The organism is Nocardia colli (assembly GCF_008704205.1).
Lineage (GTDB): Bacteria > Actinomycetota > Actinomycetes > Mycobacteriales > Mycobacteriaceae > Nocardia > Nocardia colli.
In genome coordinates this window covers 21,655-47,534 of record NZ_VXLC01000011.1, presented here as the reverse complement: position 1 = coordinate 47,534, position 25,880 = coordinate 21,655, and the positions used below count along the sequence as shown (strand labels likewise).

Sequence of the window (25,880 nt, the reverse complement as noted above, 5' to 3'; positions counted from 1 at the left end):
TGATCATCGACCGCGCGCATGCCCATCGTTACCGACCCCACCGGCGCACGCCGAACACAGCCCGTGCGATCCGGGCAGCGGACCGCGACCCGGCCGCGCGAAACGCGCGCCGGGAACGATTATTCCCTGCCGGCGCGCGATTGGTGACCCCACGGCGGCAGGACCTGCTCAGTCCAGCCGGCCGAGCTGAATCGCCAGCTCGGCGCCGATCTCGGCGAGCGCCTCCGGCGCGGTCATCTGCGCGTGCGTCACCCCGACCGGCTGGTCCAGCACCGCACCGGTGACGTGCGGCGACCAGTCGGTCGCAGTGGCGCGAAGCACATCCGCCGGATCGGCGACGGCCGCGCTGAAGTACGCCACCGAGCCGTGGAACACCCCTGGACGATGCTGGGCGATCAGTTCGGCCGAGCGGACCGCGCTGCGGTAGATGCGCCGCAACCGTTCGGGGGTCAGGGCGACCAGTTCCGGCGGGATCATCGCGTGCAACGCGGCCAGGGCCTGGTCGCTGAGGTCGTAGATGTCGTCCTCGGCCCCGATCAGGTCGCCGCCGAGCCCGAGTTCGGCCAGCGCGCCGCGCACCGCCGCGCGGAAGCCCGCGACGTCGGGGTTCGGGTGGCTGTCCATCATGGCCAGCAGTTCGACCTGCTCGCCGTCGCCCTGCAGCTCGGTGGCGATGGCGTGCGCGAGCACGCCGCCGAGCGACCAGCCGAGCAGCCGGTATGGGCCGTGCGGCTGCACGGTCCGGATCTCGGTGACGTAGCGGTGCGCCAGCTCGGCGATCGAGCCGGGCAGGTCGCCGTCCTCGGACAGGGCAGGCGACTGCACGCCGTAGATCGGCTGGTCGGCGGGCAGGTGCTGGGCGAGGCCGGCGTAGCTCCAGGCCAGGCCGTACATCGGGTGCAGGCAGAACAGCGGCGCCGCGCTGCCCGTGGTGCGGATCGGCAGCAGGATGCCCATTCCGGCGTCGAGGTCGCGCTCTCCCGGCGCCTGCGCGTCGATCCGGGCGGCGAGCCCGGCGACCGTGGCGTCGGTGAAGAACCACTGCACGCTGATCGTCGTGCCGGTGGCCTCGCGCAGCCGGCCGACGGCCTGTGCGGCGAGCAGCGAGTTGCCGCCGAGGCCGAAGAAGTCGTCGTCGAGACCGACCGTCTGCACGCCGAGCAGGTCGGCGAAGACCCCGGCGATGGTCTGCTCCAGCGCCGTACCCGGCGCTCGGAAGGCGATCGCGCTGACGAATTCCGGTGCGGGCAGGGCCTTGCGGTCGAGCTTGCCGTTCGGGGTCAGCGGGAGCGCGTCCAGGACCACGATCGCGTCCGGCACCATGTAGCCGGTCAGGAACTCGGCGACCTCGGCCCGCACGGCCGCCGAGTCGACTTCTGCCACAACGTAACCGACGAGGCGGTCGCCCTGCACGTCCGAACGGACCAGGGCGACGGCCTGATTCACACCCGCGCAGCGCACCAGCGCCGCCTCGATCTCACCGAGTTCGATGCGGAAACCGCGCAGCTGCACCTGCTGGTCACTGCGACCGGCGTATTCGAGCAGGGCCTTGTCGCCGCAGTCCCGCCAGCGACCGACGTCGCCGGTGCGGTACATGCGCGAACCGGGCGCGCCGAACGGATTCGCCACGAACCTGGTCGCGGTCAGGCCCGGCTTACCCAGGTAGCCGCGGGACAGCTGCGCGCCGACCACGTGCAGCTCACCGGGCACGTCGAGCGGGGTCGGGTGCAGGCGCGGGTCGAGCACGTAGGCGTCCAGGCCGGGGATGGCGCGGCCGATGACGCTGGCCGGATTGCCGCGGTCGCGCTCGTCCAGCGGCAGGAACGACACGTGCACCGTGGTCTCGGTGATGCCGTACATGTTCACCAAACGGGTTGCCGCACCGTGTCGTTCGTACCAGCGCTCGAGCTTGCGCAGATCCAGGGCCTCGCCGCCGAACACGACGTAGCGCAGCGCCAGCGCGCCGGGCTCGGCGGCCCGGTCGGCCTCCGCCAATTGGTAGAAGGCGGACGGGGTCTGGTTCAGCACCGTCACCCGCTCGCGAATCAGCAACTCGCGGAACTGTTCCGGCGACCGCGACGTGCCGTAGTCGACCACCACGACCGAGCCGCCGTGCGCCAGACCGCACCACAGTTCCCACACCGAGAAGTCGAACGCGAACGAGTGGAACAGCGTCCAGACGTCGTGTTCGTCGAAGCGGAACAGGGTTTGGGTGTTCGCGAACAGCTCGACGACATTGCGGTGCGCGACGCCGACGCCCTTCGGCACGCCGGTCGAGCCGGACGTGTAGATGACGTAGGCCAGGTTGTCCGGGTGCAGCGGCGCACGCCGGTCGGCGTCGTGGATCGGCGCGTCGGCGAATGCCGTTGTCTCCTCGAACAAGACGACGGGCAGGTCACCGGTGGGCACCGCGGCCCGCTCGTCCGCCGTGGTCAGCACGCAGACCGGGGCGGCATCGGCGAGCATGTATTCCAGCCGCTGCGCCGGGTAGGTGGAGTCGATGGGCAGGTAGGCGGCGCCGGTCGCGAGCACGCCGAGCAGGGCGACCGGCAGGTCCTCGGTGCGCGGCACCGCAACGGCCACCAGCGATTCCGGGCCCGCGCCCTGGGCGATCAGGGCTCGGGCGACCTGGTTGGCGCGACGTTGCAATTCACGATAAGTCAGCGTCGCGGAGCGACCCGATGAGGGGCGGTGGTCGGGCGACGGGTGGGCCAGCGTGCGGTCGCCGAAACGAATCGCGACCGCGTCCGGACGACGCCACACCTGATCGGCGATGAGGCCGGGCAGGGTCGCGCCGGGCACCCAGGCGCCGAGCGAATTCCATTCGCGCAGCACGAGTTCGCGTTCACCGGCGGCGAGCACGTCGATATCGCCGACCACCACCGCGGCGTCGGCCGCGATCGCCGCGAGGATGCGGCGGAAGCGGTCGGCGAAGTTCTGCACGGTCGCGGCGTCGAACAGGTCCGTCGCGTAGCCGAAGATCGCCGAGAGGCCTTGGCGGTCCGGCTGTTCCGCGATGGTGAGTTGCAGGTCGAACTTGGCCGTCTGCACCTGCGGGTCGAGACCGGCCACGGTGAGGCCGGGCAGCTCGAGCGAGGTCTGGGCCAGGTTCTGGAAGACCAGCATCACCTGGAACAGCGGATGCCGGGCCGCCGAGCGGACCGGGTCGAGCAGTTCGACCAGTCGCTCGAACGGCAGGTCGGCATGGCCGAACGCGGCGACGTCGGTGTCGCGCACGGCGGCGAGCAACGAGTCGAACGTCGCGCCGGGCTCGATCTCGTTGCGCAGCACCAGGGTGTTGACGAACATGCCGATCAGGTCGTCGAGTTCGGCCTCGCCGCGACCGGCGACCGGGGTGCCGATGGCGATGTCGGAGCTGCCGGACAGGCGGGCGAGCAGCACCGCGAGCGCGGCGTGCACGACCATGAACAGCGTCGCATTGTGCTGCTGGGCAACCCGTTCGAGCGCGGCGTGCAGGTCCGCGTCCAGCTCGAAGTCCAGCGTCGCGCCTCGGTAGGAGGCGGCCGCGGGGCGCGGGCGGTCGGCGGGCAAGGCCAGTTCGTCCGGCAGGGCGGCCAGCGCGGTGCGCCAGTAGTCGGCCTGCTGAGCGATCAGGCTCTGCGGGTCGTCCTCCGCGCCGAGCACGTCGCGCTGCCAGATGCTGTAGTCCGCGTATTGAACCGGGAGGGGGGCCCAGTCCGGGGCCGCGCCGCCGGTGCGGGCGGCATAGGCCAGCATCAGGTCCCGGGTCAGCGGGCCCATCGACCAGCCGTCGGCGCTGATGTGGTGCGCGACGAACACCAGGACGTAGTCGGTGGTGCCGGTGATCTGGAACAGGTTGGCGCGGAACGGAACCTCGGCGGTGACGTCGAAACCCGCCGCCACGACTCGGTATACCGAATCCGCCACATCCGCCGCGTCGATCTGCGCCAGCGTGAGATCGACCGGAATCTGCTCGGCGATGGACTGCACCGGGCCGTGCTGCGTCTGCGGGTAGGTGGTGCGCAGGATCTCGTGGCGGGCCACCAGATCCCGGACCGCCGATTGCAGTGCGGCGACATCGAGTTGGCCGGAGAGGCGGATGGCGGCCGGGATGTTGTAGACGGCGGAGCCGGTGTCGAACTGGTTCAGGAACCACATCCGCTGCTGGGCCAGCGAGAGCGGAATCTGTTCCGGGCGTGAGCCCGCGACCAGCGCCTTGCGGCCGGAGCCGACGTGCTGCTCGACCTTGGCGGCCAGACCGGCGACGGTCGAGGCCTCGAACAGCGCGCGAACGGGAACACGCGAATCCAGTGCGGCGCCGATGCGCGCGGCGACCTGCGTGGCCAGCAGCGAGTTACCGCCGAGACCGAAGAAATCGTCGTCGACGCCGACCTGATCGACACCGAGCACCTCGGCAAACACCGAGGCCACGATCTCCTCGATCGGCGTCGACGGCGCACGGAACACCTGCGCCTCGAACTCCGGCTCCGGCAACGCCTTTCGATCCAGCTTGCCGTTCGCATTGAGCGGCAGCGCATCCAGCACGACGAATGCGGACGGCACCATGTACGACGGCAGAGTGGCAGTCAGCGCCGACTTCACCTGCGCCACATCGACCTCGGTCCCGGCCGGAACCAGGTAGCCGATCAGGCGATCACCGGTGCGCGGGTCCGACTTGGCGATGACGGCGGCCTGGGCGACCGACGGCAGCGCGAGCAGCGCCGCGTCGATCTCGGCGAGTTCGATGCGGAAGCCACGGATCTTCACCTGGAAGTCGGTGCGGCCCCGGTACTCCAGCTCACCGGAGGGCTTCCAGGCCACGAGGTCACCGGTGCGGTACATCCGGACGCCGGTCTGGAACGGGTTGGCCACGAACCGATCCGAGGTCAGATCCGCCCGACCGAAGTAACCACGTGCGAGTTGTGCTCCGGCCAGGTACAGCTCACCGGAGACGCCCACCGGCACGGGCCGCAGTCGCGAATCCAGCACGAAGACCTGGCTGTTCCACTCCGGTGCGCCGACGGGCACCGAGGCCTGATCGTTGCGACCGACCCGATGGCTGGTGATGGACACCGCGGCCTCGGTCGGGCCGTACAGGTTGAACAGTTCGACGCGCGGGTAGTCGCGCAGGAAACGTTGCGCCAGTCCGGCCGGCAGTGCCTCACCGATCGCGAGTACTCGCCACAGCGAGTTCGGGAAATCGCCGGCGGTGAGCGCGTCGAGCATCGACGGCACCACATGCAAAGTGGTCACCCACTCGCGAGCCATCAGCTCATTCAGGTACGCGGGATCCTGATGACCGTCGGGGGCGGCGATGACCAAACGGCCACCACACACCGCCGCAGACCAGAACTCCCACACCGAAAGGTCGAACGTGGCAGCGGTCTTCAGCAGAATCGCATCAGCAGCATCGAGACCGAACTCGGTCACCTTCCACTGCAACTGATTCGCAATAGCCGCATGCGAAACCGCAACACCCTTAGGACGACCCGTCGAACCCGACGTGAAAATCACATACGCCGTGTTCTCCGGACGCAACGGCGCAACGCGATCGGCATCGGTAACCGGGGAGGCATCCAGTCCGTCGAGATCGAGTTCATCGATCCGCACCAAAGGCGCGACGTCGGTAGCGAACTCGGCGTCGGCATTGGTCAGCACGCACACCGGTGCGGCCGTCTCGAGGATGTAACTGGTGCGCTCCGCGGCCTGCGCCGGATCCACCGGCACATACGCGCCGCCGGTCTTCGCCACCGCGTACATCGCCACGACCAGGTCGGCCGAACGGCGGAATGCCAAGGCGACCCGCGACTCCGGTCCGACGCCGACGGAGATCAGCTGCCGGGCAAGGCGATTGACCTGGGCATCCAGCTCCGCGTAGGTCACCTTCTCGCGACCGGTCGGCAGATCGACCACGAGCGCCACGGATCGCGGATCGGCGGCCACGGCCGCGTCCAGCAGCGAGACCAGTGTCGCCGACTCGTCGACCTGCTGCTCGGTGGCGTTCCACCCGGCCAGCACGTCGTCGCGCTCGACCGCGTCGAGCACCTCGATATCCCCGACCGGCGTGGTCGCGTCTGCCACCACGGCGGCGAGGATTCGTGCGAACCGCTCGGCGAAGCCCTGCACGGTCGCGGCATCGAAAAGGTCTGTCGCATAGGTGAAGAACCCGCCCATGCCGGTCGGCACGCCGGATTCGTCGTAGCCGTCGCCCACGATCAGATGCAGATCGAACTGCGACACCGCCAGATCCGCGTCCAGCCCCGACACCGCGAGACCGGGCAGTTCGAGCGCGGCCCGCGCGATGTTCTGGAACGACAACCCCACCTGGAACAGCGGGTGATGCGCCGTCGAGCGCGGCGGGTTGAGCACCTCGACCAGGCGCTCGAACGGAATGTCCGCGTGCGCGAACGCGTGCAGGTCGGATTCGCGCTGCCTGCCCAGCAGGTCGACGAACGACTCACCCGACTCGAACTGGGTCCGGAACACCACGGTGTTCACGAACATGCCGATCAGGTCGTCCAGCTCACGCTCGCCCCGACCGGCCAGCGGCGTGCCGATGGCCACGTCCACCGAACCGGAGAGCCGGGCCAGCAGCACCGCCAGCGCGGTGTGCACAACCATGAACAGCGTCGCGCCTTGCGCGCGAGCAAGTTCCACGAGACCGGCGTGGGTAGCCGCGTCGATCTGCACATCTACCCGGGCACCGGCCATGGACGCGATCGCCGGACGCGGCCGGTCCGTCGGCAACTCCAGCAGATCCGGCAGGTCGGCCAGGTGCGAGCGCCAGAAGCCGATCTGCTGCGCGGCAATGGATTCGGCGTCGGTCTCGTCGCCGAGCACCGCCCGCTGCCACAGCGCGTAATCGGCGTACTGCACCCGCAGCGGCGCCCAGTTCGGCGCCTCGCCCGCGGTCCGTGCGGCGTAGGCGATCATCACGTCGCGCACCAGCGGGCCCATCGAGGACCCGTCCGCGGCGATGTGATGCACCACGACAGCCAGCACATACGTGTCCGCGACGCCGTCGACCTGGAGCAGCGCCACCCGCACCGGGACCTCGGTGGTCACGTCGAACGAGCTCGACGCCAGCGCGTACACCGCGCTCGCCACGTCGGCCTCGCTCAGCAGCCGCGGCGCGACATCCAGCGCGATCCCGTTGGGCGGCAGCACAACCTGGATCGGGCCGGTGGCCGTCTCCGGGTACACGGTGCGCAGCACCTCGTGCCGCGCCACCACATCGTGCAGCGCCGCGCCGAGCGCGGCCACGTCCAGCGTGCCGGTCAGCCGCAGCGCGAACGGCAGGTTGTAGGCGGCCGAACCGGCCGCGTCGTCGTCCTGGTCGAATCGGTTGAGGAACCACATCCGCCGCTGCGCCAGCGACAGCGGCAATTCTTCCGGCCGTTCGATGCTGCCCAGCTCGACCCCGGGCCGGCTGTGCACCTGCGAATCGATCACGGAGGCCAGGCCGGCCACGGTCGGTGCCTCGAACAGCGTCCGCACCGGCACCCGGCCGCCGACGGCCGCACCGAGCCGCGCGACCACCTGGGTGGCGATCAGCGAGTTGCCGCCGAGGGCGAAGAAGTCGTCGTCGGCGCCGACCCGGGTCAGCCCGAGCACCTCGCCGAAGACGCCCGCGATGATCTCCTCGACCGCCGTTGCGGGCGCGCGGAATTCGCGCGCGGTGAACATCGGCTCCGGTAGCGCCTTACGATCCAGCTTGCCGCTGGCATTCAGCGGGAGCTCATCGAGCGCGACAATGGCGGCCGGAACCATGTAGGTGGGCAACGTTTCCGCGATCGCGCCGCGCAGCTCCTGCGGGTCGATCCGCGCGCCGGGCGCGGCGACCGCGTAGGCGACCAGCTGGTCACCGAGCGTCGACTGACTGACCAGCGCCACCGCCTGGCTCACCGAATCCTGCGCCAGCAGCGCGGTTTCGATCTCGCCGAGCTCGATGCGCTGACCACGGAACTTCACCTGGAAGTCGGTGCGCCCGATGTAGTCGAGCACCATGTCCTCGTCGGCGTCCGCGCCGGAAGCCTTGCGCCACACCACGAGATCGCCGGTGCGGTACATGCGCTGACCGCTGCCGAACGGATTCGCCACGAACCGATCGGCGGTCAGATCCGGCCTGCCGACGTATCCGCGCGCCAGCTGGTCACCGGCCAGATACAGCTCACCGGCCACGCCGTCCGGGACCGGGCGCAGGCGCGCGTCGAGCACGTAGACGCGGGTGTTCCACTGCGGCAACCCGATCGGCACCGAGCGGGTATCCGAGCCGTCGGCGGGCCAGTAGGTCACCGACACCGCGGCCTCGGTCGGGCCGTAGAGGTTGTGCACGTCCGCGTCGATCACCGCGTGCACGGCGGTGACCGTCTCGGGCGGCAGCGCCTCGCCGATCACGAAGATCTGCTCCAGCGTCGGGACGGTGCCTTTGGCGGTGTGCGCCGCGAAGATGGTCAGCATCGACGGCACGAAGTCGGTGACCGTCACCGACTGCGCGGCAATGGTTTCCGCGACGTAGGCCGGGTCGCGATGCCCGTCCGGGGTCGCCACGACCAGCCTCGCGCCGACCCGCAGCGGCATGAAGAAACCCCACAGCGACACGTCGAACGTGGTCGCGGTCTTCTGCAGGTAGACGTCGTCCGCGTGCAGCGGGTACTCGGCGAGCATCCACTCGATCTGATTGTTGATCGCCGCGTGCGACACCGCGACGCCCTTGGGACGACCGGTGGAGCCGGAGGTGAAGATGACGTACGCCGGGTTCTGCGGTGACACCGGACGGAGCAACTCGTCTTTGCGCACCGGCGCGCCGTCGAACCGTGCCAGGTCGGCGGTATCGATCGACACCGCAACAGCGCTGGTCGGCAAGGCGGCCGCGTCGGCGGAAGTCGTGACGACGCAGGCAGGTTGGGCGGTATCGAGGATGTGCGCGATCCGCTCAGCCGGATGATCCGGATCCAACGGCACATACGCGCCACCCGCGGTGACGATCGCATACATACCGACAACCAGATCAAGCGAACGCCGAATCGCCAGACCCACCAGCGACTCCGCACCGACACCCTGCGAAATCAACAACCGGGCAAGCCGGTTGACCCGCTCATCGAACTCGCGATAGGTGAGCTCAGTGCCCTCGTAGACCACCGCGACGGCATCCGGGGTGGTCGCCACCGCCTGCCGATAGCCGTCGAGCAGCAGATGCGGGGCGACGCGCTGCCGAGTGTCGTTCCACTCGAACAGAATCCGATCCCGTTCGACCAGCGACAACAGGTCGGCATCGCCCATCGCCCGGTCCGGGGCGGCGGTGACCGCGCGCAGCAGCCGGCGGAATCGAGCGGCGAACCGGGCCACCGTCGCCGCGTCGAACAGATCCGTGGCATAGGTGAACATGGCCGACAGGCCGGCGTTCTCGCCCTCGTGCGGGGTCACCGTCAGCTGCAGGTCGAACTTGGCTGCCGCGCCGTCCAGATCCAGGGCGGACGCCGACAGCCCCGGTAGTTCCAACGCGGGCTTGTCCATGTTCTGGAAGAACAGCGCCACCTGGAACAGCGGGTGATGCGCCTGCGAGCGCGCGGGATCGAGCACCTCGACGAGCCGCTCGAACGGCAACTCCACGTGCGAGAAGGCCGCGAGATCAACCTTTTTGGCCGACTCGACCAGCTCGCGGAACGACGCACCCGGCGCGCTGTCGGTGCGCAGCACCAGCATGTTGACGAACATGCCGATCAGCCCGTCCAGCTCCGCCTCGCCGCGACCGGCCACCGGCGTGCCGATGGCGATGTCGGGCGTGCCCGAGAGCCGGGCGAGCAGGGCCGCGAACGCCGCATGCACCACCATGAACAGTGAGGCGCCCGTGTCGAGCGCGAGCGCGTCGAGCTTGGCCCTCGTCTGTGCGTCGACCTCGAACGTGTGCACGCCGCCGCGACCGGAGGGCTGTGCGGGCCGCGGCCGATCCGCCGGCAGTTCCAGCCGACCGGGCAGACCCGCCAAAGCCGTTCGCCAGTAACCGATCTGCTCCGCGGCGACCGACTTCGGGTCGTTCTCGTCGCCGAGCATCGCGCGCTGCCACAGGGCATAGTCGGCGTACTGCACCGGCAACGGAGCCCAACCCGGCGCGGATTCCGCGCTGCGAGCGAAGTAGGCAACGGTCAGGTCCTGCACCATCGGCGCCATCGATGTGCCGTCGGCAGCGATGTGATGCACCACGACCGCGAGCACGTGGTCGCCGTCGCCCAACCGGAACAACGCCATCCGCAGCGGCACTTCGGCCGCCACATCGAATCCGGCGAGCATGAACTCGGACAGCCTGCTCGGCAGCTCGGACTCGGCGACCTCGGTCACCACCAGCTCCGGAATCGCCTGCGCCGCAGGCAGAACCACCTGATAGCCGGTGCCGTCCACCGCCGGGTAGACCGTGCGCAGCGTCTCGTGCCGCTCGACCAGATCGGCGACCGCCGCTTGCAGCGCGGGCACGTCCAGCGCCCCGGACAACCGGATCGCGAACGGAATGTTGTTCGCCGCCGAGGCGGTGTCGAACTGATTCAGGAACCACATCCGCTGCTGGGCCAGCGACAGCGGAATGTGCTCGGGGCGCGGCATCGGCGCCAGCGCCTGCCTGCCGCCCGAGCCGGTGAACGGGGCGAGCCGCGCCGCCAGAGCGGCGACCGTCGGCGCCTCGAAGACGGTGCGCGCGGGCACCCTGGCGCCGATCTGCGCGCCGAGCCTGGCCACCACCTTGGTGGCGACCAGCGAGTTGCCGCCGAGCTCGAAGAAGTCGTCGTCGGCGCCGATCTCGGCGCCGGTGTCGAGCAGCTCCGCGAAGACCTGCGCGACCAGCTGCTCCAGTTCGCCACTGGGCGCGCGGAATTCCTTGGTCTGCAACTGCGGCGCGGGCAGTGCGCGGCGGTCCAGCTTGCCGGTCGGCGACAGCGGGATCTCGTCGAGCACCGTAATGGTGGTCGGCACCATGTGCGCTGGCAGCCGCTGCTCGGCGGTCGCGATCAGCTCGTCGGTGTCCACCGTCGCGCCCGGCGCGGCCAGCACGTAGGAGACCAGAATCGTTGTCCCGCTGTCGAGCTCGTGCCCCATGGTGACCGCGAAGTCGACACTCTCGTGGGTCGCCAGCACCGCGTCGATCTCACCGAGCTCGATGCGGAAACCACGCACCTTCACCTGGAAGTCGTTGCGCCCCGCATACTCCAGCCTGCCCTCGGCGGTCCAGCGAACCAGGTCGCCGGAGCGGTACAGCCGAGAACCGTTGGGGTCGAACGGATTCGCTACGAATCGCGCGGCGGTGAGTGCCGGGCGATCGTGGTAACCGCGCGCCACCTGCGCGCCCGCGATGTACAGCTCGCCGACCACGCCGTCCGGCACCGGCGAAAGCCGCTCGTCCAGCACGTATTCGGTGACGCCGCGGATCGGACCGCCGATGGTCAGCGGGGCATCGAGCACCAGCGGCGCACCGATGTTCACCACGATCGTGGTCTCGGTCGGCCCGTAGACGTTGAACAGGGCGCGGACGCCGCCGGTGACCGGAAGTATCCAGCGCCGCACCAGATCCGGCGGCCAGGCCTCGCCGCCGACCGCGACGACGCCGAGGTCGTCCAGCCCGGCCGGATCGATCGAGGCCAGCGCGGCGGGGGTGATGAACGCGTGGGTGACCCGCTCGCGGCGCAGCAGTTCGGCGAGATCGTCGCCGCCGAACACCGTCGGCGCCACCACGACCATGGTCGCCGCGCCGCCGAGGGCGAGCAGCAGCTCCAGCATCGAGGCGTCGAACGAGGGCGAGGAAAAGTGCAGTGTCCGTGCGGTACTCGTGACTCCGTAGTGGGTGCGCTGCTCCTCGCAGAACCCGGCCAGACCGGCCTGGGTGGCGACCACGCCCTTGGGCGCACCCGTCGAACCGGAGGTGTAGATGACCCACGCCGGATGCTCGGCGCGCAGCTGACGCACCCGATCGGCGTTGGTGATCGGCTCGGTCGAGTGCCGCTCCAGCGAGCGCAGGGTGGTCTCGCTGTCGATGACCAGCCATTCGACCTGGCCGGGCAGCTGGGCGGCGGACCGGCCGATGGTCAGCCCGAAGACCGCGCCGGAGTCCTTCACCATGTGTTCGATCCGGTCGGCCGGATAGTTCGGGTCCACCGGCACGAAACCGGCCCCGGACTTGGCCACGGCCCAGACCGCGACCACGGAGTCGATCGAGCGCGGAACACCGATCGCGACAAGATCTTCCGGGCCGACGCCGCGCTCGATCAGCAGCCGCGCCAGGCGGGTCGACCGCTCGTCGAGCTCGGCATAGCTCAGTTGCGCCAGTGTCGCTGTGGCGTCGGCATAGGTGAGGGCGATGCCGTCCGGGTTCGCTTCGACGGCGGTCGCCATCAGCTGCGGCAGCGTGATGACCCGGGGTCGCCGGGTCCGCGCCGGCCGGACACGAGCCGAACGCGTCATGCGTTCACCAGTGCCAGGATCTTGCTTCCCCGCCGGCCATCAGCACGCACGTCCCCAACTACACGAACCATGAAACTCTGCTCATCCTGCCTGTCGAACATGTTGAAGCCATACTTGGCGCGGGGCGCCTCGATTCGGCGAACCGGTCCCGAGTGACCCTAGTCATGTTTTTAGGGGCTTGCACCCGATACTCGGCGGGATTTACCCCGCACGCAGCAGATCGGCCAGTCCGACGACCGTCGCCACCTGCGTCCATGCGCCGCCGACATCCCCGCCGTCGGCGAGCACCACGGCTCGGAGGTCCTCCAGTGCCGCCGGATCGAGGGTACTGGCTGCGGCGCGATCGGTCAGCAGGTGGCTGACCCATTCGTCGGCCAGCGCCTCGGTCAGGTCGGCGTCGCCGGGGACGAGCACCATGGAGGCGCCGCACGAGCCCGCCGCCACCACCTCGATCAGCGCCAGCTCCGCCGGGCCGCCGAACTGGAAGGTGCGGGACTCGAAGGTCAGCTCGGTGCCCGTGCGCAACTGGTCCGCGGCACCGGCCAACTGGTCGTAGGTGAGGGTGCGCGTCCCGACGTAGGCCGGATCGGTGCCACGCAGCACCCGGGTGCGGTGCGCGTAGGTGACCGGTCGTGGCGATTCCGCCGCTATCTGCGCGGCCACCGCGGGATCGTCGAGCACGAGCCAGTCGACCTCGCTTGTGGTGGGCACGGCGGCGCCGGTCAGTCCGACCTTGACCACCGGGCCCGCGGGGATCGGCGCGTCGGCCGAGGCCAGCGGAACGACCGCGGCGCCGGCCTTGAGCACGGCCCAGGTCGCGACGACGGCGTCGACCCCGCGGTCGAACCGGACCGCGACACCGTCGCCGGGACCGCAGCCCCGAGCGGCCAGCACGCGGGCCAGCCGGGACGAGCGCGCGTCGAGTTCCTGGTAGGACACCGCGTCCTCGCCGGCGACCAGTGCGGGGCCGTCCGGGTCGTCCTCGACCACCGCGGTCAGCGCCTGGGTCAGTGCGGTTCCGGTGGTGGCCGTCGCGCCGGTGGCGCTGGGCTCCTGCGCGGATTCCGCGGCGGACTGCACCCGCTCGCGCTCCTGGGCGTCGAGCAGGTCGATGTCGCCCACCCGCACGGCCGGATCGGCGACCACCGCGGACAGCACCCGTTCCAGCCTGCGGCACAGCGCCTGCACCGTGGACTCGTCGAAAAGGTCTGTCGCGTAGGTGATCGCGGTGATCAGCTCGTCCGGGGTGCCGTCGGCGTGATGCCGCGGATCGACGTTCACCTGGAGGTCGAACTTGGCCGCGATCTCGCCGCCGTCCAGTCCGGTGATGGTCAGGCCGGGCAGTTCCAGCTTGGGCTGCTCGTTGTTCTGGAACGACAGCACGACGCCGAACAGCGGGTTGTAGACCGTCGCGTGGCCGACCGCGACCACCTCGGCGACCCGTTCGAACGGGATGTCCGCGTTGGCGAACGCGGCCAGGTCCGTCTCCCGGGCCCGGTCGACGAGTTCGGCGAAGGTGACGCCGGGCTCGACGGCGGTACGCAGGGTGAGCGTGTTGACGAACATGCCGACCAGCTCGTCCAGCGCGCGTTCGCCGCGACCCGCGATCGGCGTGCCGATGGCGATGTCGCTGCTGCCCGACTGCCGGGCCAGCAGCACCGCCAGCGCCGCGTGCACGACCATGAACAGCGTCGAATTGTGTTCGCGCGCAAGCCGGACCAGTGCCGCGTGCACGTCCGGCGAGACGGCGAAGCCGGTGGAAGCGCCGCGCATCGACGGCACCGCGGGACGCGGGCGGTCCAGCGGCAGGTTCAGCTCGCCGGTCAGTCCGTCGAGCTGGTGCCGCCAGAACGCCAACTGCTTTGCCGCGATGGAGTTCTCGTCGTCGTCGGTGCCGATGACCGCACGCTGCCAGGCGGCGAAGTCGGCGTACTGCACCTCCAACCGCGACCAGCGCGGCGAATTGCCGCCGATCCGGGCGAGATACGCGGTCACCAGGTCGCGGGCCAGCGGGGCCATCGAGGCGCCGTCGGCGGAGATGTGGTGCACGACCAGCGCGAGCAGGTGCTCGTCCGGGCCGACCGCGAGCAGCAGCGCGCGCACCGGAACCTGCTGGGTCACATCGAATCCGGTGGACAGCAGCTCGGTGATACGGCCGATCGGATCGGCGGTGGAGACGGTCTCCAGGCCACCGGGCAGCGACTCGCTGACCGAGAGGATCTCCTGGTAGGCCACCCCGGCCGGGTCCGACGGGTAGCGGGTGCGCAGGGTCTCGTGCCGCTCCAGCACGTCGGCCACGGCGTTGCGCAGCGCGGGCACGTCGAGCACGCCGGAGAGCCGGATGGCCAGCGGGATGTTGTAGGCGGGCGAGTCCGGATCGAACTGGTTGAGCACCCACATCCGTTGCTGCGCAAGCGACAACGGCACCCGGTCGGTGCGCGGCATCCGGGCCAGCGGCGGCCGGGCGCCGGACGCCTTGGCCGCGCCGGGCACGACCCGGGCGGCCAGCGCGGCGACGGTGGGCGACTCGAACAGCTCGCGCACGACGAGGTTCGCGTCGAGCGCCTCGTTGATCCGGGCGACCACCCGGGTGGCCAGCAGCGAGTTGCCGCCGAGGCCGAAGAAGTCGTCGTCCAGGCCGATCTCGTTGGCCCCGAGCAGTCCGGCGAACACCTCGGCGACCGCCTGCTCGACCGGCGAGCCGGGCGCGCGGAAGGTGGCGGTGCTGAGGAATTCCGGTGCGGGCAGGGCCTTTCGGTCCAGCTTGCCGTTCGGCGTCAGCGGGAGCACATCCAGCACCACGATCGCGTCCGGCACCATGTACCCGGTGAGGAATTCGCCCACCTGCGTACGCAATTCGGCCGCGTCGAGCTGAATTCCGGTGTCCGGCACGACATATCCGATGAGCCGATCGCCCGCGTTCTCGTCCGCGATGACCAGGACCACCGCTTGGCTCACCCCGGGGCAGCGCACCAGCGCCGACTCGATCTCGCCGAGCTCGATCCGGAAGCCGCGCAACTGCACCTGCTGATCGCCGCGACCGGCGTACTCCAGCGTCGCCTGCCCGCCGAAGCCGACCCAGCGGCCGATGTCGCCGGTGCGGTACATCCGAGATCCCGGCGCGCCGAACGGATTCGCGATGAACCGGCTCGCGGCCAGCCCGGGACGGCCGAGGTAGCCGCGGGACAGCTGAGCGCCGGCCACGTAGATCTCGCCGGCCACGCCGACCGGCGACGGGTGCAGCCGGTCCTCGAGCACGTAGGCGTCCAGGCCGGGCAACGCGCGGCCGATGACGCTGGCCGCGTTGTCGACCATCTGCTCGTCCAGCGACAGGAACGACACGTGCACCGTGGTCTCGGTGATGCCGTACATGTTGACCAGCCAGGGCGCGTCCACCGCGTGCCGCTCGTACCAGCGCTGCAACTGGCGCAGGTCCAGGGCTTCGCCGCCGAACACCACATAGCGCAGCGCGAACTTGGCCTGATCGGCGTTCTGCGCGGCCCGGTCCGCCTCGGCGAGCTGATAGAACGCCGAAGGGGTCTGGTTGAGCACGGTGACCTGTTCGCGAATCAGCAACTCGCGGAACAGCTCCGGCGACCGGGAGGTCAGGTAGTCGACCACGACGACGGTGCCGCCGTTGGCCAGCGCGAACCACAGTTCCCAGACCGAGAAGTCGAAGGCGAACGAGTGGAACAGCGTCCACACGTCGGTCTCGTCGAACTCGAACATCGACTGGGTGTTGGCGAACAACTGCACCACATTGCGGTGTGTGACGCCGACGCCCTTCGGCACACCGGTGGAACCGGAGGTGTAGATGACGTAGGCCAGGTTGTCCGGCCGCAGCGGCGCGGTCCGCTCTGCCGCGCGCACCGCGGCGTCGGCGAAGCCGGCGGTGTCCTCCAGCAGAATGACCGGAATATCGCCCGCGGGAATGGATTCCAGCTCGCTCGCGGTGGTAAGGATGCACGCCGGAGCGGCATCGGCGAGCATGAACTCCAGCCGCTGCGCGGGGTAGGTCGTGTCGATCGGCAGGTACCCGGCACCGGCGGTGAGCACCGCGAGCAGCGCGACCGGCAGCTCCTCGGTACGCGGAACCGCAACGGCCACCAGCGCTTCCGGGCCGACGCCCTGCGCGATCAGCGCCCGGGCCACCTTGTTGGCGCGACGCTGCAACTCGCCGAAGGTGAGCGTGGTGTCGCCGAAGCGGATCGCCCCGGCGTCCGGACGCCTGCGCGCCTGCGCGCCGATCAGATCCACCAGGGTCACCTCGGGCACCGAGGCGCCCGGGCTGTTCCACTCGTGCAGCACCAGATCGCGCTCGCCCCGGGCGAGCACGTCGATATCGCCGACCGGGATGTCGGAATCGGCGGCCACCGCGGCCAGGATCCGGCCGAAGCGGTCGGCGAAGTCCTGCACGGTGGCCTCGTCGAAGAGGTCGGTGGCGTAGGTGAAGGCGGCCGAAATGCCTTCCGCGGCACCCTGCCGGTCGATCCGCTCGACCAGCGCCAGTTGCAGATCGAACTTCGCCAGCGGCATCGCCAGATCCACCGCCGAGGCGGACAGGCCGGGCAGTTCCAGTTCGGTGCGGGCCAGGTTCTGGAAGGTCAGCATCACCTGGAACAGCGGGTGCCTGGCCGCCGAGCGGGCCGGATCCAGCAGTTCCACCAGGCGCTCGAACGGCACGTCGGCGTGGCCGAAGGCCTCCACGTCGACCCGGCGGACCTCGCGCAGCAGTTCGTCGAACGTCGCGCCGGAGTCGATATCCGTGCGCAGCACCAGGGTGTTGACGAACATGCCGATCAGGTCGTCCAGCGCGGCCTCGCCGCGCCCGGCGACCGGGGTGCCGACGGCGATGTCCCTGGTGCCGGACAGCCGGGCCAGCAGCACCGCGAGCGCGGCGTGCACGACCATGAACAGCGTCGAATTGTGGTTGTGCGCAAGGCGGCTCAGCGCGCCGTGCACGTCCGGGCCGATCTCGAAGGCGAGGGTGGCGCCGTGGTTGGACGCGACCGCGGGCCGCGGCCGGTCGGCGGGCAGCTCCAATTGCTCGGGCAGCGCGGCCAATTCGGCGCGCCAGTAGTCGATCTGCTTGGCCAGCACCGATTCCGGGTCGTCCTCGGCGCCCAGGATCTCCCGCTGCCAGATCGCGTAGTCGGCGTACTGCACCTCGAGCGGTGGCCATTCCGGTGCGCCACCGCGCATCCGGTCCAGGTAGGCGGCCATCAGGTCGCGGGTCAGCGGGCCCATCGAGAAGCCGTCACCGGCGATGTGGTGCACCACGCAGACCAGTACATGCTCGGTCTCGCTCAGCTCGAGCAGCCGAACCCGAACGGGCGGCGCCGAAGTCACGTCGAAGCCCTCGGTCACCACGGCGGCGACCAGCCCGGCCAGCTCGGCCTCGGTGGCCGGCTCGACCACGAATTCGGCTACCGCGCGCGGATCGCCGATCGAGAGCACCCGCTGGTAGCCCTCGCCGTCCACCTCGGGGTACAGCGTGCGCAGCACCTCGTGCCGCTCGGTGAGGTCGCGCACGGCGGCGCGCATCGCGTCGATGTCGAGGTGCCCGGACAGGCGCACCGCGGCCGGAATGTTGTTGACCGCGCTGCTCGGATCGAATCGGTTCAGGAACCACATCCGTTGCTGCGCATAGGACAGCGGCACCCGCGACGGACGCGGGCGGGCGTGCAACGCCTGCCCGGCGGCCGAACCCGCGTGCTGCTCGACCCGTTCCGCCAGCGCGGCCACGGTGGTCGCCTCGAACAGCAGCTGCACCGGCACCCGCACCTGCAACGCCGACCCGATCCGGGCGGCGGCCTGCGCGGCGAGCAGCGAGTTGCCGCCGAGTTCGAAGAAGTCGTCGTCCACGCCGACCCGGCCCTCGTCGCCGGCCACCAGCAGTGCGGCGAACACGTCGGCGACGATCTCCTCGACCGGCGTCGACGGGGCGCGGAAAGCCTTGGCGGCGAACACCGGTGCGGGCAGCGCCGCGCGGTCCAGCTTGCCGACCGGAGTCAGCGGGATCTCGTCGAGCACCATGATGGCGGCCGGAATCATGTATCCGGCCAGCGACTCTCCGATGAACTCGGCGAGTTCGCCGGTGTCGACGACGGTTCCGGCGCGCGGCAGCACGTAGGACACCAGCGCGGTCGCGCCGGACGGCAGCGTCTTGCCGAGGGTGGCCGCGTAGTCGATGTCCGGGTGCGCGGTCAGCGCGTTGTCGATCTCGCCCAGTTCGATGCGGAAACCACGGATCTTGACCTGGAAATCGGAGCGACCCAGGTACTCGATCGTGCCGCCGTCCTCAGATTCACTGCGCCGCACCAGGTCTCCGGTGCGATACAGCCGCGCGCCCGGAGTATCGGTATCCGCGCCGAACGGGCTGGCCACGAAGCGCTCCGCGGTGAGCCCCGGCTTGCCCAGATAACCCTGCGCGAGTGCGGGACCCGACAGATACAGCTCGCCGACCACGCCCGCTGGCACCGGCCGCAGCCGCGAATCCAGCACGAACGCACCGACTCCCGGGATCGCCGAGCCGATCGTGATGACGTCGTCGGCCACCATCGGCGCCGAACTGGTCGCGAGAATAGAGGCCTCGGTCGGTCCGTAACCGTTGTAGAACTCACGATCCGCGGTGGCCCAGCGGCCGACCAGTTCCGGACCGAACTTGTCCCCGGCCACGACCACGACCCGCAGGTCCTCGAGGTCGGTCGGGTCGACCGATTCCAGCGCGCCCGGGGTGATCAGCATGTGCGTGACGCGTTCGCGGCGCAGCAGATCGGCCAGCTCGTAGCCGCCGAACACCGACGGCGGCGCGATCACCAGCGTCGCGCCGGAGGAGAAGGCGAGCAGCAACTCCAGGATCGACACGTCGAAGTTCGGCGAGCACACATGCAGCACCCGCGAATCGGCGGTCACGCCGTAGTGCTCACGCTCGGCGGCGACCAACCCGGCCAGGCCGGTGTGGGTGACCACGACGCCCTTGGGCCGCCCGGTCGAACCGGAGGTGTAGATGACGTAGGCCGGGTGCCGCTCGTCCAGCGGACGCACCCGGTCGGTGTAGGAGATCGGGTGCTCGGGGCGCGCGGCGATCCGCGCGGCCTGCACCGGGTCGTCCAGCTCGATCCAATACACGCCGGTGCCGAGCACCGGGCGGTGCGCCGAGGTGGTGAGCCCGACGGTCGCGCCGGAGTCGGACAGGATGTGATTGATGCGGTCGGTCGGGTAGGCGGGATCCACCGGCACGTACGCGGCGCCGGTCTTGGCGATGGCCCACACGGCGATGACCGACTGGAGGCTGCGGGCGATGCCGATGGCGACCACGTCACCGGGTCCGACACCGCGCTCGATCAGTTCCCTGGCCAGCCGCGAGGAGGTCGCGTCCAGTTGGGCGTAGGTCAGCTGGCGTTCGTCGTCGAGCTGACCCGACGGATTGAAGCGAACGGCGACCTCATTGGCCTCGGATTCGACGGCGGCGGTCAGCAACTGCCCGAACAGCGGGCTGCCCGACCTGCGGCGACGGCTACCACGAGCGGAACGACGGGCAGTTTCCATTCGAGTGCATTCACCTCTCGCATCGAGCTAGGACCCGGCCCTACCCATATCGAGGGCGTATCGTCCGGGGCCAGCGCGGTCCGAGCAATCATATAAGGGACTGCTCGGTGCCCACGCCTTGCTGTCTTGGATTGATACGGACCGCTGACAGCGGTCCGCCCCCTTTGTTCGGGCTCCTGTCTTTCCCACATCCGCCGCTACCCCCATGGAAGCGGTGTCTTGCCAGATGCCACGGTCTATATCGGTAACAGACCGGTCGTGTTGCAGGAGTACCCGGATCGGTGAACTAGTTCACAACCAACCTCGCCGGGTTGCCTGCACCCCGGCCTGGAATCGGGTGCTCGCGCCGAGCCGCTCCAGCAGTCGCGCGGTCCGGCGGACCACAGTACGCCGAGACATCCCGAGCCGTCGCGCGATGGTGTCGTCGGTGGCGCCGAGACCCATCAGCGTCAGGATCGCGCGGTCACGTTCGTCGAGGGCCTCCGCGGTCGGGTTCACCGAGATGGGCGCGGCCAGCGACCACAGCACGTCGAACGTCTTGATCAACAGGTCCAGCGCGGGTGAGCCGGTGATCCGCAAGCCCATGGGGTCGGGGCGGCGTTCGTCGACGTGCAGCACCAGGCTAGCGCGTTCGTCGTCGCTGACGATCATTTTGAACGGCGGCTCCGGCAGCGTGCGCGCCTGTGCCCCACTGGCATTGGTGGACAGAGCGTGGCGCAGCCGCTCCGGATCCTGATAGATGGTGTCCTGATAGAGCGTCTGGTAGCGGATGCCTTCGCCGAGCCGATTCCGCTTGAGCTGGAACAACTGTCGCTCACGCTCGAGATCGCTGAGGTAGGGCCCGCGTTCGATCACCTTGACGCAGCTGCGCGCGCTGGTCTGCATCTCCTCGAAATCGGCGAGCATTTCCAGGCGTTCGAAGACCGGCACCACGGCGCCGTTGCTGCGCGGCGAGCGGCGCACCGAACGGAACGTCTCGCTGAGCCGCGCTGCGGCCGTGTGCATCTGGTTGATCTGCTGTTGCCTGCGCCGGGCCTCGGCCTCGGACAACGACTCCGGGGCGTGCGCGTCCCACACCGCGGGACCGTCGTCGCCGCCCGGCACTCGCACGGCGGCGCGCAGGTCCGCGAGCACGTTCAACGACGCCGCGGCGGTCTCCTCCGAAACGCCCAGGTACTGCGCGATATCGGGGAGACTCGATCGCGGATGATGCACCAGCACGGCGTAGGTGCGGCCGTGCGGTGATCCAGGCTCGAAGATGTCGCCCAGCTCTGTCACGATCCGAGCCTATCGACCGATCGGTCCTGGCGGGGCTCCCTGCCCGGGAATGGGGGCAGGGATCGACGGAATATCAAGCCGGGCAGCGGAATCAGTGGGCCGACGGTCCCCACTGCAGCGGCACACCCTTGGCCGCCAGGTACGGCAGCGGGTCGATCTTGGTGCCGCCCTGGTCCCAGATCTCCAGGTGCAGGTGGGGGCCGGTGGAGTTGCCGCGGTTGCCGACGGTGGCGATCACATCGCCCGCGTTGACCCGCTGGCCGACGTGCGCGAGCATCTCGTTGACGTGGCCGTAGACGGCGATGGTGCCGTCGTCCTGCTGCACCCGCATCCACAGGCCGAAGCCGGACGCGGGGCCCGCTTCGATCACCGTGCCGTTGCTCACCGAGTGGATGGGGGCGCCGATCTGATCGGCGAAGTCGAGGCCGTAATGCATTTCGCCCCAGCGGCTGCCGAAGCCGGAGCTGATCTCGCCGCCGACCGGGCGCACGGCGCCCATCGGGGCGGGCGCGGTCTGCTGCTGCACGCCCTTGAGGATCTGCTCGGCCTGAGCCAGCGGGCCGGCGATCTCCGGCGGCAGGTTCTGCAGGCCGAACGGTGCGGGGGCGGGCGCGGCGATCTGACTGGCGACCGGCACCTCGGGAGCCGGGGCCTCCGGCGCGGGGGCCGCCTTGACCTGGGCGACCGGCAGAATGCCGGTGCCGCGGAAGGTCATCGGAGCGTCAGCTTCGTCGCCGTCGTGCGCACCGGGCAGCAGCGGACTGGCGACCGCGGGGGCGATCTGGGAGACGGTGCCGATCAGGGCGCCCGCGGCGACCGCGACGCCGGCGGCGACCTTCACCCGGTCGGTCGCGGTGGACTCGACGCGATGCCGCGTCGGCCGACCCGAGATTTCATCGCCGATGAGGCTCATGACGGTAATGGAACTGGGGCCTACCCGATGGTGCGACACAGCTGCGTCCTTGCGTCCGAAGAACAGGTGGTTCAGCGGAGCCGGGCCGGTCGCGGACCGGTTCGGTAACGATCCGGTGAAGCTTGCGATGTAACGGTTTGGCATCCGTTGTGACGGGAACTCTACCCCGTCGTGACCATTCCGCAACCTTCTGCGCAAAGTCGCAGGTAAATACCGGGTCACACGTCCAGTAGGACAGACTGGAGCCGTGATCATCGATGACCTGACCGTCCCGATTGTCCTCGCTCCGATGGCCGGTGGGCCCTCAACGCCCGAATTGACCGTCGCGGTCACCGAGGCCGGCGGATTCGGCCTGCTGGCCGCGGGTTACCTGAGTGCGGCCGACACCGCCGCCCGGATCGCCGCTACCCGCGCCGCGACCGGCTCCCCCTTCGGCGTCAATCTCTTCGTGCCCGGCCCCGCCGCCTCCCCTACCGAGTTCGCCGGCTATCTCGCCGAGCTCGCGAGCGAGTACCCGGTCGGCGACGCGAAATACGACACCGACGACTGGGACGCCAAGCTCGATCTGCTCGTCGCCGACCCGGTCGCGGTCGTCTCCTTCACCTTCGGCTGCCCGACCGCGGCGGAGATCGACCGGCTGCGGGCCGTCGGCACGGAGAGCTGGGTGACCGTCACCTCCCCGGCCGAAGCGCGGATCGCGATCGAGCGCGGCGCCGACGTGCTCATCGCGCAGGGCGCGGAGGCGGGCGGGCATCGCGCCACCTTCGTCGATCGGCCCGCGGACGACGACACCGATCCGCTCAGTGTGCTCGCCCTGCTGCAACTGCTGATCGCCGCGACGGACCAGCCGGTGGTGGCCACCGGCGGCATCAGCACCGGCGCGGGCATCGCGGCAGCACTCGCCGCGGGCGCGGCGGCCGTGCAACTCGGCACGGTGTTCCTGCGCTGTCCCGAGGCAGGCACCAATCCGGTGCACCGCGCCGCGCTGACCGCCGACACCCCGACCATGCTCACCCGGGCATTCACCGGCCGCCGGGCCCGTGGCCTGCGCAATCAATTCATGGTCGAGCACAGTGCGACCGCACCCGCCGCGTACCCGGAGATCCATTACGCCACCGCGCCTTTGCGGGCGGCAGCGAGGTCCGCGGGCAACCCGGACAACGTGAACCTGTGGGCGGGACAGACGCACACCCTGGCACCGGAGTTACCAGCCGGCGAACTGGTCCGCACCCTGGCGGCCGAAACGAAAACCGCACTGAACGCGGCACTTTCGCGGCGAATCCAGGTTTGTTGACAACGACTTTCGATTAGAATCGAGACGCATCGCATCGGCCATCCACCCTTGGAGGAGAGCGCTATGTCCCTCGATGTCCCCGCCCCACTGCTCGAACGTGCCGAACGCGGCGAAGTCGACGACGCCGATTTCGTCGAGGTCGTCCGCCAGTCGCTGCCCTACGCCTACGAAGTCGTCAGCCGGGTCGCCGGCGAACTGCGTTCCGGCAGCGAGGAATACGCCGACAACCTGGTCGCACCGCCGGACGAGGTAGCGCGCGGGCAGCTGCTGCGCGCGATGGCCTCGGACGCGATCCGCGCCGGACTGGAGCGGCACTTCGGCGTGAAGCTCGCCTTCCAGAACTGCCATCGGGTGGCCGCGTTCCCGCTGTCCGCGGTCGGCGGCGAGACCTACAGCACGTTCATCGGCACCCGGGCCCAGCTGCTGAATCAGAGCCCGGAACTGCGTAACTGCTGATCGCCCACCCGGAAAGCCCGGCGCGGCAAGACTTCCCGCGCCGGGCAGACCGCGCTCGGATCAGGACAGCGTGGTGACCGTCAGGTCGCCGTCCGCGTACTGGGCGCGCAGCCGCTTCTTGTCGAACTTGCCGACGCTGGTCTTCGGCACCTCGGCGATGAACGTCCAACGTTCCGGCAGTTGCCATTTCGCGAACTTGTCGGCGAGGAAGTCGCGCAGCTCGTCGGCCTTCGCCTCGGCGCCCTCGGTCAGCACGATGGCGACCAGCGGCCGCTCGTCCCACTTCTCGTCCGGCACGCCGATCACGGCCGCCTCGGCCACCGCCGGGTGGCCCATCACGGCGTTCTCCAGGTCCACCGACGAAATCCATTCGCCGCCGGACTTGATCACGTCCTTGGACCGGTCGACCAGGGTGAGGTAGCCGTCCCGGCTGATCTTGCCGACGTCACCGGTGCGCAGCCAGCCGTCGTCGAACTTGTCCGGGTCGACCTCGGCGCCGTCCGGTGAGTAATAGGAGCCGGTGATCCACGGACCGCGAACCTCCAACTCGCCCAGCGCTTCCCCGTCGTTCGGCACCACGCTGCCGTCGTCGCCGACCAGCCTGGCCTGCACGCTGGCCGGAAACCGGCCCTGGGTGTAGCGGTACTCCCACTCGTCTTCACCAGTCGCGCCGGTCGGCGGATGCGCGACGCTGCCGAGCGGCGAGGTCTCGGTCATGCCCCACGCGTGCAGGATGCGCACGCCGTGCTTCTCCTGGAAGGCCCGCATCATCGAGGGCGGGACCGCGGAGCCACCGACCACCGCGGTGCGCAGATGGGTGATGTCCTGCGGGTGCGCGGCCAGACCGGCCAGCACGCCACCCCAGATGGTCGGCACCGCCGCGGCGAAGGTCGGCTTCTCCGCCGCCATCATCTCCAGCAGCGGGCCCGGCTGCAGGAACCGGTCCGGCATCAGCACATTCGCGCCCGACATCAGCGCCGCGTACGGGATGCCCCACGCGTTGGCGTGGAACAGCGGGACGATGGCCAGGATGGTGTCGCGGCCGGTGAAGGCCATGCCGCTCGGCGAGCACACCTGCATGGCGTGCAGCCAGTTCGAGCGGTGCGAATACACCACGCCCTTCGGGTCGCCGGTGGTGCCGGAGGTGTAACACATTGCCGCGGCGGAACGTTCGTCGATCACCGGGAAGTCGTAGGTATCCGGTTGCGCGGCAAGCAGTTCGGTGTAGGAGTGCACCTGTACGCCCTCGGGTGCGGACAGCGTCGAGGCGTCGCCGTTGACCACGATGACGTGCCGGACCGTCTTCAGGTTCGGCAGGTACTGGGCGAACATCGGCAGCAGCGTGCCGTCGACCAGCACCACCTGGTCCTCGGCGTGGTTGGCCACGTAGACCAGCTGATCGGGGAACAGCCGGATGTTGAGCGCGTGCAGCACCGCCCCCATCGCCGGGGCCGCGATGTAGGCCACCAGGTGCTCGTTGTTGTTCCACATGAAGGTGCCGACTCGATCGCCGATGCCGACGCCCAACTCCCGCAACGCGTTGGCCAGCCGCGCCGCGTCCGCGCCGACTTCGCGATAGGTCATGGTGCGCACGCCCGTACCGGTCCAGGTGGACACGGTCGAATCGCCGACAAACGTCGATGCGTAGCGCAGCAACGTCGCCAACGACAACGGCTCGTCCTGCATGGTGCTCAACATCGGAACTCCTTTTTCTTCAGTGACTTCCACTCAGAAAGCCAAGTCTGTTTCGGCGCACGACAGCGCGGGACGAATCCGGCTCCGATGGAGCAGGTCAGGCAGCTTCGAGAGGGTATGGACGCGCGTCAACATGGTTCAGCACGCACCGACCATGAGCCACATCACAGGGCGAATGCTACCGAACAGTAAAGGCGGCCGGGGAGTGCTGAACAGGAATGTTCTCCGAAGACTAATGCGACGGCATGCGCCCTCACTTTCGGCAGG

The 25,880-nt window shown here is 69.7% G+C and carries 6 protein-coding genes and 1 pseudogene; 2 read left to right on the top strand and 5 right to left on the bottom strand.

The window, feature by feature from the left end; genetic code table 11:
* Positions 1 to 168: 168 nt before the first annotated feature.
* The 4 genes and pseudogenes from F3087_RS22650 to F3087_RS22635 form a co-directional block, all read right to left on the bottom strand.
* Positions 169 to 12,426, bottom strand: a pseudogene (locus F3087_RS22650) (amino acid adenylation domain-containing protein); the annotation flags it as partial.
* 201 nt (positions 12,427 to 12,627) lie between these two features.
* Positions 12,628 to 19,977: a non-ribosomal peptide synthetase gene (locus tag F3087_RS22645; RefSeq protein WP_150404043.1), complete on the bottom strand. Its 7,350-nt coding sequence runs from the start codon at positions 19,975 to 19,977 to the stop codon at positions 12,628 to 12,630.
* A gap of 291 nt (positions 19,978 to 20,268) precedes the next feature.
* Positions 20,269 to 21,255, bottom strand: a complete 987-nt coding sequence (locus F3087_RS22640; RefSeq protein ID WP_150404042.1) for a helix-turn-helix domain-containing protein — start codon at positions 21,253 to 21,255, stop codon at positions 20,269 to 20,271.
* A 91-nt stretch (positions 21,256 to 21,346) separates the two neighbouring features.
* Positions 21,347 to 22,168, bottom strand: coding sequence for a M23 family metallopeptidase (locus tag F3087_RS22635; protein ID WP_150404041.1), 822 nt, complete (start codon positions 22,166 to 22,168; stop codon positions 21,347 to 21,349).
* 247 nt (positions 22,169 to 22,415) lie between these two features.
* Between F3087_RS22635 and F3087_RS22630 the strand changes: the two genes are divergently transcribed.
* Both F3087_RS22630 and F3087_RS22625 read left to right on the top strand, forming a co-directional pair.
* Positions 22,416 to 23,462, top strand: coding sequence for a nitronate monooxygenase (locus tag F3087_RS22630; RefSeq protein WP_191094097.1), 1,047 nt, complete (start codon positions 22,416 to 22,418; stop codon positions 23,460 to 23,462).
* Between the two features lie 63 nt (positions 23,463 to 23,525).
* Positions 23,526 to 23,918: an SCO5389 family protein gene (locus tag F3087_RS22625; protein ID WP_150404040.1), complete on the top strand. Its 393-nt coding sequence runs from the start codon at positions 23,526 to 23,528 to the stop codon at positions 23,916 to 23,918.
* Positions 23,919 to 23,978: 60 nt separating this feature from the next.
* Here the strand turns inward: F3087_RS22625 and F3087_RS22620 are convergent, their stop codons facing one another.
* Complete coding sequence (locus F3087_RS22620; RefSeq protein WP_150404039.1) at positions 23,979 to 25,616, bottom strand: long-chain fatty acid--CoA ligase; 1,638 nt, start codon at positions 25,614 to 25,616, stop codon at positions 23,979 to 23,981.
* Positions 25,617 to 25,880 lie beyond the last annotated feature (264 nt).

Bases quoted from the DNA above. Each gene is read 5' to 3' on its own strand.
- F3087_RS22620 (WP_150404039.1), bottom strand. From the start codon at position 25,616: ATGTTGAGCACCATGCAGGACGAGCCGTTGTCGTTGGCGACGTTGCTG.
- F3087_RS22625 (WP_150404040.1), top strand. From the start codon at position 23,526: ATGTCCCTCGATGTCCCCGCCCCACTGCTCGAACGTGCCGAACGCGGC.
- F3087_RS22635 (WP_150404041.1), bottom strand. From the start codon at position 22,168: ATGAGCCTCATCGGCGATGAAATCTCGGGTCGGCCGACGCGGCATCGC.
- F3087_RS22645 (WP_150404043.1), bottom strand. From the start codon at position 19,977: ATGGAAACTGCCCGTCGTTCCGCTCGTGGTAGCCGTCGCCGCAGGTCG.